The sequence below is a fragment of the Actinomadura sp. NPDC023710 genome (assembly GCF_040639875.1).
Taxonomy (GTDB): domain Bacteria; phylum Actinomycetota; class Actinomycetes; order Streptosporangiales; family Streptosporangiaceae; genus Spirillospora; species Spirillospora citrea.
In genome coordinates this window covers 99654-111300 of the sequence record NZ_JBFAGB010000009.1, presented here as the reverse complement: position 1 = coordinate 111300, position 11647 = coordinate 99654, and the positions used below count along the sequence as shown (strand labels likewise).

The 11647-nt window shown below is 72.3% G+C and carries 4 protein-coding genes; all 4 read right to left on the bottom strand.

The window, feature by feature from the left end:
• Window positions 1-11 precede the first annotated feature (11 nt).
• The 4 genes from sbnA to AB0H37_RS12895 are packed head-to-tail and all read right to left on the bottom strand — an operon-like array spanning window position 12 to window position 11622.
• Window positions 12-995, bottom strand: coding sequence for a 2,3-diaminopropionate biosynthesis protein SbnA (sbnA, locus tag AB0H37_RS12910; protein WP_360612551.1), 984 nt, complete (start codon window positions 993-995; stop codon window positions 12-14).
• On the bottom strand, window positions 992-3616 hold the full coding sequence (locus AB0H37_RS12905) for a condensation domain-containing protein (RefSeq protein WP_360612549.1): 2625 nt from the start codon (window positions 3614-3616) through the stop codon (window positions 992-994). Before AB0H37_RS12905 ends, sbnA begins: the two co-directional genes overlap by 4 nt.
• A complete protein-coding gene (locus AB0H37_RS12900; RefSeq protein ID WP_360612547.1) occupies window positions 3609-6935 on the bottom strand; it encodes an amino acid adenylation domain-containing protein in 3327 nt (1108 codons plus the stop codon). The genes AB0H37_RS12905 and AB0H37_RS12900 overlap by 8 nt, the downstream gene beginning before the upstream one ends.
• Window positions 6928-11622, bottom strand: a complete 4695-nt coding sequence (locus AB0H37_RS12895) for an amino acid adenylation domain-containing protein (protein ID WP_360612545.1) — start codon at window positions 11620-11622, stop codon at window positions 6928-6930. The genes AB0H37_RS12900 and AB0H37_RS12895 overlap by 8 nt, the downstream gene beginning before the upstream one ends.
• Window positions 11623-11647: the final 25 nt, after the last annotated feature.

Genomic DNA, 11647 nt, shown 5'->3' with positions numbered 1-11647 from the left:
GGGCGCCGGCCTCACGAGCGGCTCAGCGGTCGCGGGGGTGACGACGACCAGTCGAATCTCGGTTCGGCCGGGGCGTCCGCGTAGAGCAGGTCGAGATAGCGCTCACCGCGGTCCGGTAGAAGGGTCAGCACCCGCACCGGGCGAGGCAGCCGCGGCAGGAGCTGCCAGAGCCCGGCGACGACGGCCCCGGACGACCCTCCGGCGAGGATCCCTTCGGAGCGCAGCAGTTCGTGGCAGCCTTGGACGGCCTGGTCGTCGTCGACGAGGACCACGTCGTCGATCTCGTCCCGGCACAGGAGCTCGGGGACACGGCCCGCACCGATGCCGGGCACCCGGCGCGGGGCCGGCGGATGACCGAAGATCACCGAGCCGACGGCGTCCACGGCGACGACCCGCAACCGCGGATGCGCGGCGCGCAGCGCCCGGGCGACCCCGTGGATGGTCCCCGTGGTGCTCACCGCCATGACCACGCAGTCCAGCGGCCCGTCGACGTCGGCGAGGATCTCCTTCCCGGTGGTCTCCGCGTGCGCCTGCCAGTTCAGCCGGTTCGCGTACTGGTTGACCCACACGGACCCGGGCACGGCGCCGACGATCTCCCGGACCCGGCGCAGGCGCTGCTCCAGGTAGCCGCCGCTGCCGTCGCCCTCGCTCACCATGTCGACGTGCGCGCCGTACCGGCGCAGCAGCTGCAGGTTCGTGGCGGTGATGTTCGGGTCGACGACCACCGTCAACGCCAGGTCGTAGATCCGGCACACCATGGCCAGCGCGATCCCGAAGTTGCCCGAGGTGCTCTCGACCAGGTGCGAGTCGGGGGCGATGGCGCCGTTCCGCAGGCCCTCCTCGATGATGTGCCGGGCCGGGCGGTCCTTGACGCTGCCGCCGGGGTTGAGCATCTCCAGCTTGGCGAGGACCTCGACGCCCGGCTCGTCGAACAGCCGGCGCAGCGCGACGATCGGCGTGCGGCCGATGCAGCTGACCACGGATTCGTGGATCACCGGTCCGCTCCCGGGTCCCCGTGCGCGGGCTCGTCCAGGCATGCCTCCAGCCGCCGGGCCACCTCGGCGACGGCCGGTCCGTAGACGAACTCCATATGGGAGCCGGCGTCGATCTCCTCGACCTTCAGGCCGCCGATCGGGAAGCGGGCCCACTCGGCCGGCAGGTCGCGGTCGGTGCGGTCCCGCTGCGTCAGCAGCGTCACCGTTCCCGGATAGGACGGACGGTAGGGGGAGATGGCCCGCGCGTTCAGCTCCAGACGGCGGCAGAAGGACTCGAACTCGGCCGGCTCGACGTCCGGCGGCAGGTCACCGGCGCGCTTTCCGGCCTCCAGGACCCGCTGCAGCTGCGCCTGCGGGTCCAGCCCGCGCAGTTCCTCCTCCGGCGGTGAGAACAGCAGCCACCCCGCGAGGATGAACGCGCGGTCAGGCGCGGGTGGAGCGTCGGTGAGCGGTGCCGTGTCCAGCAGCGCCACCGTGCCCACCCGGTCGCCTGCGGCGTGCAGGCTGTCGGCGACCGCCAGCGCGAACCTGCCCGCTCCCGAGAAGCCGCACAGGTGGTACGGCCCCTCCGGGTGGACCCGGCGCACTTCTTCGGCGTAGCGGTCCGCCATCTGCTCCATGGTCAGCACGCCCGGGTCGGCTCCGCCGTGGAAGAAGCCGTCGTTCTGGACGCCGTAGAGCGCCCGGCCGGTGCCCAGCGCCCTGGCCAGCTCGAAATAGTGGTACAGCTCTCCGAGCACCGCGTGGAGGAAGAACAGCGGGGCTCGCGGCCCACCGGGCTGCAACTCCACGACGAACTGGGGATCCGGCGAGACGGTCTCGCCGGAGCGGATCCAGTCGGCCAGCGCCTCCACCGTGCGCGTCGCGTACAGGTCGTGCAGGGTCACCGACCGGCCCGTGAGCCTGCACAGCCGGTCGACCACCAGCATCCCCGGCATGGAACTGCCGCCGAGTTCGAAGAACTCGTCGTGCGCGCCGATCGGCGTGACGCCGAGCACCTCCGACCAGACCTGCGCGACGTAGCGCTCCCAGCGGTCGCGCGGCTCGACGAAGCCGGGGGAGGCCGGCCAGAGGGACGGGGCGGGCGGCTCACCGGGGTCGCCGGTCTCCGGAGTGCTCCCCGACGGGGTTCCCGGCCGCTGTCCCGGTCGCGGGTCCGGCAGGTGGGCGATGGGCAGGTCGGGATCGGCGGTGACGGCGGCGAGGACCTCGACCAGGTATCCCGCGAGGCGCTCGATGGTCGCCGCGTCGAAGATGTCGGTGGCGTACTCGAACGTTCCGGCCAGCCGGCCCCGGTCCTCGTTCAGGTAGAGCGACAGGTCGAACTTCGCTCCGGCGCCGCTCGGGACGGCCACCGGCTCCGCGACCGTCCCCGGGAGGTCGAGGTGGCCGCGCGGTACGTTGCCGAACCCGAAATTGACCTGGAAGAGGGGGTTGTAGGCGGTGTCGCGCGTCGGCGCCAGGTGTTCGACGAGTTTCTCGAAGGGCAGGTCCTGGTGCTCGAACGCGCGCAGGGACTGCCGGCGCACGTGGTGGAGGAGCCGCCGGAACGAGGGGCCGCCGGACAGGTCCGTGCGCACCACCACGCTGTTGACGAAGAAGCCGATCAGGCCCTCGAGGTCCGGGTGGTGGCGCCCCGCGACGGGTGTTCCCACGACGACGTCGGTCTCTCCCGACCATCGCGACAGCACGGTGACGAACGCGGCCAGCAATGCCATGAACAGCGTGACGTCGGTGCTGCCGCTCAGTTCCCGGGCCGCCCGGAGCAGGTCGCCGGGCACCTCGAAGTCATGGCGGGCGCCGCGGCCGCTCCGCACCTGAGGTCTCGGCCGGTCGGTGGGCAGCGCCAGCAGTTCCGGGGCGCCGGCGAGCTCCTCCTTCCAGAAGCCCGTCAATCCGGCGACCAGGTCGTCGGTCAGGCGCTCGCGCTGCCAGACCGCGAAGTCGCCGTACTGCAGGGGCAGCGGCGGCAGCACCGGCCGTTCCGGCGCCGGATCCTTGCGCGACGCGGTGTAGAGCCGGCCGAGCTCGGAGAGGAGCACGCCGACCGACCACGCGTCGGTGATCGTATGGTGCATGGCGACGCCGAACAGGTGGTCCCGCGGGCCCATCCGCACCAGCCGCGCCCGCCAGAGCGGTGCCGCCGTGAGATCGAAACCGCGCTCGACATCGCCCGCCAGGATCCGTTCGGCGTCGGCGCGGGGGTCGGGTACGTCCGACAGGTCGGTCATCTCCCAGGGCACGGTCACCGAGTCGTGAACGATCTGGGCCGTCCGGTCGCCGGTCCAGGCCAAGGAGGTCCGGAGGATCTCGTGTCTGGCGGTCAGGTCGGCGAGTCCGGCGCGTAACCGGTCGACGTCGAGGTCGCCGCGCAGCCGACCGGCGGTCGAGACGACGTAGGCCGCCGAGTCGGGGCGGAGCCGGTCCAGCAACCACAGCCGCTCCTGGGAGAAGGACGCGGGCAGCGGGGCGCCGGTGCGGGGCACCGGCCGCGGATCCGCCGTCGCGGCGCCGTCCCGGGCCGGGCCGCGCATCCGGCGCAGGACGAGTTCGCGTGCCCGCGGGCTGAGGGCGGCCAGGCGCTCGGCGCGGTCGGACGGACCGGAGGTTGCTTCACTCATGTGACTTCTCGCCTTCCGCGAGCCTGGCGGCGATCTCTTCGTCGGACAGGCCGGCCACCTCGTCCACCAGTGCGTCCAGGTCGGCCGCGTCGCTGAGCAGGCGCTCGACCGCGGCGGCGCATCCGCTGATGGAGGGGGCGGCGAACAGCTCCGGCAGGGTGTAGTCGGCCGGGAAGGCCTCGCGGATCCGCCCCACGACGCGGACGGCCATGAGGGAGTCTCCGCCGAGGGTGAAGAAGTTGTCGTGGACCCCGATCTCCGAAACACCCAGAACCTCGCTCCACAACCCCGCCAGCACCCGCTCCGCCGACGTCCGCGGCGCCACGAACCGCTGCCCCAACCGCGGACGCTCCCCCTCCGGAACCGGCAACGCCCCCCGATCCACCTTCCCGTTCACCGTCAACGGCAACGAACCCAGCCACACGAACACCGCCGGCACCATGTACTCCGGCAACCGACCCGAAACAAACCCCCGCAACTCCTCGACCCCCACCTCACCCCCCACCTCCGAAGCCACCACATACGCCACCAGACGAACCACCCCACCCCCACCATCAGACCGAGCCACCACCACCGCATCACGCACCCCCCGATGCGCCCCCAACACCGACTCCACCTCCCCCAACTCCACCCGGAAACCCCGCACCTTCACCTGAAAATCAGCACGCCCCACAAACTCCAAACCCCCATCACCCGACCACCGCACCAAATCCCCGGTCCGATACAAACGACCACCCGAACCACCGAACACATCAGGCACGAACCGCTCCGCCGTCAAACCCGGCCGCCCCAAATACCCACGCGCCAAACCAGCACCACCCACGAACAACTCCCCCACCACACCAGGCGGGCATGGCTCCAGTTCGCGATTGAGCACGTGCACTCGCGTGTTGGCGATCGGACGGCCGATGGGGACGGCCCCTCGCCTCTCGGCGAACCCCCGCGGCAGAGCCTGGTAGGTCGCATAGATCGCCGACTCGGTCATTCCGTAGATGTTGGCGATCCTGCCGTTGCGGAACTGCCGGTCCCATTCGACGGCGAAGGACTGCGGCAATGGCTCACCGCCGTTGAAGACCCCGCGCAGGCGCGGCAGGGGATCATCGGCGCCGCGCCGCGCCGCGGCGGCCATGAACAGATCGAGTTGGCGCGGCACGAATTGGCAGTAGGTGACGTCGTGCCGGTCCAGTGCCTCGTACAGCGCGTCCGGGTCGCGTACGGTGTCGTCGTCGAAGACGGCCAGTGCGGCTCCGTGGCAGAGCGGCCACAGCACCTCGCAGACCGAGTCGGTGAAGCTGACGGGGGTCTTGAAGGCGACCACGTCGCCGGGACCGCAGCCGAGTTCCTCCCGCAGCCACCGCAGCGTGTTCAGCACCGCCCGGTGATCGACCACCACGCCCTTCGGCGTTCCGGTGGAACCGGACGTGTAGATCACGTAGGCGGGGTTGCCGGGGCGCGCCGGCAGCGGGCGCGCGGGCCCGGTCGAGCCGCCCTCGGCCGGAGGCGAGTCCAAGCAGACGATCCGGACCGCGGCTCCGCAGTCGGCCGGGAGCCGGTCGAGAAGGTCGCTACGGGTGATCACGGTGCGGCAGTCGCCGTCCTCGATCATCCAGGCGATGCGCGCCGCCGGATACCCGGGATCGATCGGGACGTAGGCGGCCCCGGACTTCAGAATCGCCATGGCCGCCGTCACGAACTCCACGGAACGCTCCAGCAGGACCGCCACCCGTTCCTCGGCCCGCGCGCCCTGCTCGACGAGCGTGCGCGCCAGCCGGTCGGTCCGCCGGTCCAGCTCCCGGTAGCTCAGCCGGGAATCGCCATGGAGGACGGCCGGCTCGTCGGGCGTCCGCCTGACCTGCGCCTCGAAGAGCTCCGCGACGGTGTGCGGGGGAGGGAACCGGCGCTCGGTGGCGTTGACCCGGTCGCGCAGGCCGCGAGTCGCCGCCGTTCCCGTGCCGAAGACCGGGACCGTGCCGAGGGGCCGATCCGCGCCGGCGGCCAGGCCGTTCAGCGCCGTGAGCACGGACTCGGCGAGGAGCGCGGCACTTCCGCCGTCGACCGTCGCCTGATCGTGCACCACCCGTATCTCAAGCCGCTCGCCGGGCACCGCGAACACCGTGATCGGGTAATGGGTGGTCTCGAACCCGCGCAGGTCGCTGGGACGGTATCCGGGGTCGATCTGCCCGGTCTCGTCCAGCCGCGGATAGTTCTGGACGACCAGCACGGTCTGGAAGAGCTCCTGCCCGGCGGGCATCTCGCTGCACCGCTGCACCTGGGACAGCGGGGTGTGCTCGTACTGCAGGGTGGCGGACTGCCGCGCGTGGAGCGCCCGCAGCCACGTCCCCACCCGGTCGTCGTGCCCGGCCGCCGCGCGGACCGGGACGGTGTTGGTGAGAAGTCCCACCATGTCCTGCACTCCGGGAAGGTCACCGCCGCGGCCGGAGACGACCTGGCCGAAGACGACGTCGTCGACGCCGGTGTGCCGCATCAACGTCAGCGCCCATGCGCCCTGCACCATGACGCCGAGCGGAACCCGGTACGTCCGGGCGGCCGCGGCGACGCGTTCCGTGTCCGCGGGCGAGAGCCGTGCGGTGTGCTCGGCCACCCCCGTCCGGCCGCCGCCGTCCGAGCCGCCCGGCCCGGCGACCGGCAGCGGCGTCGGCTTCGTGAAACCGCGCAGCGTCTCCCGCCAGTGGCGGTGGGCGTCGTCGTGGTCGCGCCGGCGGGTCCATTCGACGAAGTCCCGGTACGGGGCCCGGTCCGGTGACGGCATCACCTCGCCGGCGCGGGCCGCCGCACCGTGGCGGACCAGGTCCCGCATCACCATCGCTGTGCTCCAGCCGTCGAGCAGGATGGCGTGGTAGGTCCAGACGAACTGGTAGTCGTCCTCGCCGAGCCGCAGGAGCGCGTAACGGGCCAGCGGCGCGTGGGACAGCCGGAACGGCTCGTCGCGGTCCCGGTCGAGGAAGGCGGTGAGGCGCCGTTGCCTGATCTCGGGGGGCAGGTCGCGCCAGTCCTGCGTGTGGAACCGGACCGGCGCTCTCCTGTAGACCACCTGGACCGGCTCGTCCGCGCCTTCCCACAGGAAGGCCGAACGGAGCGCCGGGTGCCAGGCCACCGTCTGCTCCCAGCTGCGCCGGAAGGCGACCGGATCGAGCCCGGACAAGAGGGCCGTGGTCTGGCTGAGATAGACCGCCGAGTCCGACTCGCGCAACGTGTGGAAGAGCAGTCCCTGCTGCAGTGGCGACAGCGGATGGATGTCCTCGATGACGTCGGCCGCCGCCGGCCGTTGCCGCTGCTCCGGTTCCACCGTGTCACTCATCTGGTCGCGCCTCCGTCACATCGGCCGTGGTCTCCGGCGCCAGGGCCAGCGCCTTGTCGAGCAACGTGTGGAATCGCGTCCTGCCCGAGCGCCCGCAGTGGTCGATCAGCTCGCCGAGCCGGGCGACCACATCGCCGGTCAGCCGGTCGATGGTCGCCCGGTCATGGTGGGCACGGCTGTAGCCGACGCGTATCCGGAGCCGGCCGCCGACCACGGCGGCCGTGACGTCCAGCAGGTGCGTGCGCCGGTTGCCCGGATGCTGCGGCGGGGGCATCGGCTCGGGGGCGGCGGCCAGGTCCAGGTGATCGCCGGGCGGCCGGGTCGTCCGCGTCTCGGCGCTCGCGTCGAACTGGCCGAGGTAGTTGAAGCTCACCTGGGGAGCCGGTGGTTCGGCCAGCGCCTGACCGCGCACCGGATCAAGATGGCGCAGGATGCCGTGGCCGAGACCTCCGTGCGGGACGGCGCGCATCTGCTCCTTGACGGCGGCGAGCGCGTCGCCCGGGGCCGAGCCGTCCGGCAGGCGCAGCAGCAGCGGAGCGATCGCCGTGAACCACCCGACCGTGCGGGACAGGTCCGCCCCCTCCACGAGGTGCTGCTCCCGGCCGTGCCCTTCCACGTCGACGTACAGCCGAGTGATGCCGAACGACTTGGTCATCGCCAGGGCGAGCGCGGTGAGCAGGACTTCGTCGACGCGGCTGTGGTGGATCGCCGGCAGGTCCCGCAGCAGGACCGTGGTCTCCTCGGCGCCGAGGACTCCCTCGACGTCCTCGGCGTCGCCGTACGTTCCGGCACCGCCCGCCTGACGGTCCAGGGGCACCTCCCACCGCCCGGAAGGCCGTTGGGCACGCCAGAACTCCAGGTCGTCGGCGACCGCGCCGGGCAGTTCGGTGAGCGCGCGGGCCCAGGCCGCGAACGAGGTCGTGGCGTCGGTGATCCCGGCTTCACCGCCGGCGGCGAGCGCCCGGTACGCCTCGCGCAGGTCGTCGAGGAGGATCCGCCAGGAGACCGCGTCGATGACGAGATGATGGGCGATCAACGCGAGGCGACACCGGTCCTCCCGGCCGCCGTCGATCAGCAGCGCTCGCAGGGGCGGGTCCCGTTCCAGGTCGATGTCCTGGGCATCGGCGAGGGCGCGGGCGAGCGCGGGTTCCCACTGCGCCGAGCCGGACAGGTCCACGCGGCGGAACGCGGCGGGCGCCGGGGCCGCGTCCGGCGCGGTGTACTCCGCCCGCCGGCCCCCGGCCGCCCGGGTGTCCCGCGGGAACCGCAGCCGGAGCGCGTCGTGCCGCTCCAGCAGGCCCGTGATCGCGGCGGCGAGCCGATCGGCGTCCACCGTCGCGGGGACGCGGAACAACCATCCCTGGTTGTAGTGGCCGGGATGGGAGAACGCCTGGTCGAAGAACCAGCGCTGGACGGGCGTCAGCGGTGCGGGGCCGGCGGCCGGCGCCGCGGAGCCGGCCCGGTCTTCGACGGCCACCACCGGCACGGCCACCCGGGCCTGCCCCGCGACGGTCTGGTTCTCGAAGAACTGCCAGGGTGTGATGCGCAGACCGCGGCGGGCGGCCCGCGACATCACCACGATGCTCGTGATCGAGTCTCCGCCGAGGGTGAAGAAGTTGTCGTGGACCCCGATCTCCGAAACACCCAGAACCTCGCTCCACAACCCCGCCAGCACCCGCTCCGCCGACGTCCGCGGCGCCACGAACCGCTGCCCCAACCGCGGACGCTCCCCCTCCGGAACCGGCAACGCCCCCCGATCCACCTTCCCGTTCACCGTCAACGGCAACGAACCCAGCCACACGAACACCGCCGGCACCATGTACTCCGGCAACCGACCCGAAACAAACCCCCGCAACTCCTCGACCCCCACCTCACCCCCCACCTCCGAAGCCACCACATACGCCACCAGACGAACCACCCCACCCCCACCATCAGACCGAGCCACCACCACCGCATCACGCACCCCCCGATGCGCCCCCAACACCGACTCCACCTCCCCCAACTCCACCCGGAAACCCCGCACCTTCACCTGAAAATCAGCACGCCCCACAAACTCCAAACCCCCATCACCCGACCACCGCACCAAATCCCCGGTCCGATACAAACGACCACCCGAACCACCGAACACATCAGGCACGAACCGCTCCGCCGTCAAACCCGGCCGCCCCAAATACCCACGCGCCAAACCAGCACCACCCACGAACAACTCCCCCACCACACCAGGCGGGACGGGATGCAGTTCTCCGTCGAGTACGTAAGCGCTCAGGTCCGGGAGCGGAACTCCGATGGGGCTCCGCTCGGAGGACGGGGAATCCGGCGCCTCGGCGAAATCGGCCGCGGGGACGTCGGCCGCCGACAGCGGGTAGTAGGTCGCGTGCACCGTGGTCTCGGTGATGCCGTACATGTTGACCAGCCGCGGCGCCTGGTCGCCGTTGCGGGCGAACCAGCCGGTGAGCATGCCGGGCATCAGGGCTTCGCCGCCGAACACCACCACGCGCAGCGCCGGCCATCCCTCGGTGGCGTCCGCGTCCTCGGCGGCCATCAGGTTGCGGAAGGCCCCCGGCGTCTGGTTGAGCACGGTCACCCGCTCCCGCACCAGGAGGGCGCGGAACTTCTCCGGCGACCGTGTGACGGCCGTCGGCACGACGACCGCCCGGCCGCCGCTCACCAGCGCGCCCCAGAGCTCCCAGGCCGCGAAGTCGAACGTGACGGTGTGGAACAGCGTCCAGACGTCGTCCGGCCCGAAGGAGAACCACGGCCGGGTGGCGGTCAGCAGCCGGACGAGAGCGGCATGGGTGACCATCACCCCCTTGGGCCGTCCGGTCGACCCGGAGGTGTAGATGACGTAGAGCAGACTGACGGGCACCGTGTTCGGCGGCGGCGCCTCGGCGGGCCACCGGTCGATCGCCGCCGCGTCCTCGTCCATCCGTACCGTCGGCAGATCCGTTCCCGCGGGTGCCCGCTCGCCCGCCCGCCCGGACGTGACGAGGATCCGCACGCCGGCGTCGTCGAGGACGTAGGCGATCCGCTCCCCGGGATGATCCGGGTCCACCGGGACATAGGCCCCGCCCGACTTGACGACCGCGAGCAGTGCGATGACCAGTTCGATCGAGCGGGGCAGGCAGACCCCCACCCGCACCTCCGGACCGGCCCCGAGCGCGCGCAGGTGATGAGCAAGCCGGTTGGCCCGGCGTTCCAGCTCCCCGTAGGTCAGCCGTTGCGTGCCGCACACCACGGCCACGGCCTCGGGCCGCCGCGCGGCCTGCTCCTCCACCAGTGCCGCAAGGCGTGCCCCGGATGATTCGCCCTCCGGGTCCCCGCTCGATCGCAGCAGCAGCCGTCGTCCTTCCGGCCCCAGAAGGTCCAGGTCCCGGCAGGCGCTGTCGGGCCGGTCCAGCGAGTCGGCCACCAGTGCCAGGAAGGACTCCATCAGCTGCCCGGCGGCGGAACGCGGCAGCGCGTCGCCGTCGTACCCGAGCGTGAACCGCATCCGCTCCCCGGTGTCCTGGCAGGAAAGGCGGACCAGGAACCTGTCGTGGTGGCCGTACGACTCGGTCGGGCCGGCGCCGTCGTGGTCCGCGGGCCGTTGCCCGGCGTCGAAGTCGAAGCCGATCGGGAACCAGGACGGCCGGCCGGGTGCGGCGGGGGGAACGCAGCGCTCCCAGCTGTACCACTCGGCGTGAGCATCGCCCGCCTCGATCTGCTCGGCCGTCTCGGCGGCGGCGGCCGAGACGGCGACGTCGAGCGGCCGGTCGAGGCGCACGGGCAGGGTGACGGTCAACGGCCCGGAGCAGCCCCGCAGCTCCTCGTGCCGGCGCAGGTCCGTCGCCACGCCGACGACCAGGGCGCCGGCGCCGGTCATCCTGCGCAGCAGCACCTGCCAGCAGGCCAGCAGCCAGCCGCGTGCGTCGTTCGGCGAGGGGCACCGGCGGCGCAGCGCCATGGTCTCGGCGGGGGGAAGGAAACCGGTCAGGGCCTGAGGGCGGAACGGCCCGGCCCGGTGCTTGCGCTGCCCCGGCAGCTCTATCGGCTGATCCCACCCGGCGCAGCGGGAACGCCAGAACTCCCGGGCCGTCGCCCCCTCCGGCAGCTCGGCCATCTCGTTCCACCAGGCGGCCACGCCGTCGTACGGCAGGCCGCCGGCACGGGGGGTGCGGCCCGCCGCGCGTTCGACGACCTCATGGGCCAGGCTCCGCATCGTCGTGACATCGGCGCAGATGGCCGGAAGCGAGAAGGTGACCGCGTGACGGCCCTCGGCCAGCCGTACGGCGAGAACGTTGAGTTCGACGCCCTCGGTCAGCGGAGTCGGGTGTTCCACCTCTGCCGCGTGTTCCGCCGGTTCGGCCGCGCCCTCGGCAGGGTCAGGGCACATCAGGTCGAGGCGGCGGAACGTGATCCGGGGCCGGGCGGCGACCGTCTGGACGGGGCCCGTTCGGGCCGCCGCCGAATCATCGTGGGGGGAGAACACCAGCCGCGACTCGGTGCGGCGGGCGGCGACGGCCTCGGCCGCCGCGGCGAGGCGGTCGACGTCCAGGCCGCCGGTCAGGTGCACGGTGCACGTCGTCGCGTACGGGCCGACCCCGGGGCCTCCTTGCAGCCGCCAGAGCCGGCGCTGCGCGGGAGTCAGCGGAATGGCGGCGGCGCGGTGGTCGCGTGGAGACCCGGTTTCGAATTCCCCGTCATCCATGTTTTGGTGGCCCTCCTCGCTTGCG

Coding starts and splice junctions, on each gene's coding strand:
- AB0H37_RS12905 (WP_360612549.1), bottom strand. CDS start 3,616: ATGAGTGAAGCAACCTCCGGTCCGTCCGACCGCGCCGAGCGCCTGGCC.
- AB0H37_RS12900 (WP_360612547.1), bottom strand. CDS start 6,935: ATGAGTGACACGGTGGAACCGGAGCAGCGGCAACGGCCGGCGGCGGCC.
- AB0H37_RS12895 (WP_360612545.1), bottom strand. CDS start 11,622: ATGGATGACGGGGAATTCGAAACCGGGTCTCCACGCGACCACCGCGCC.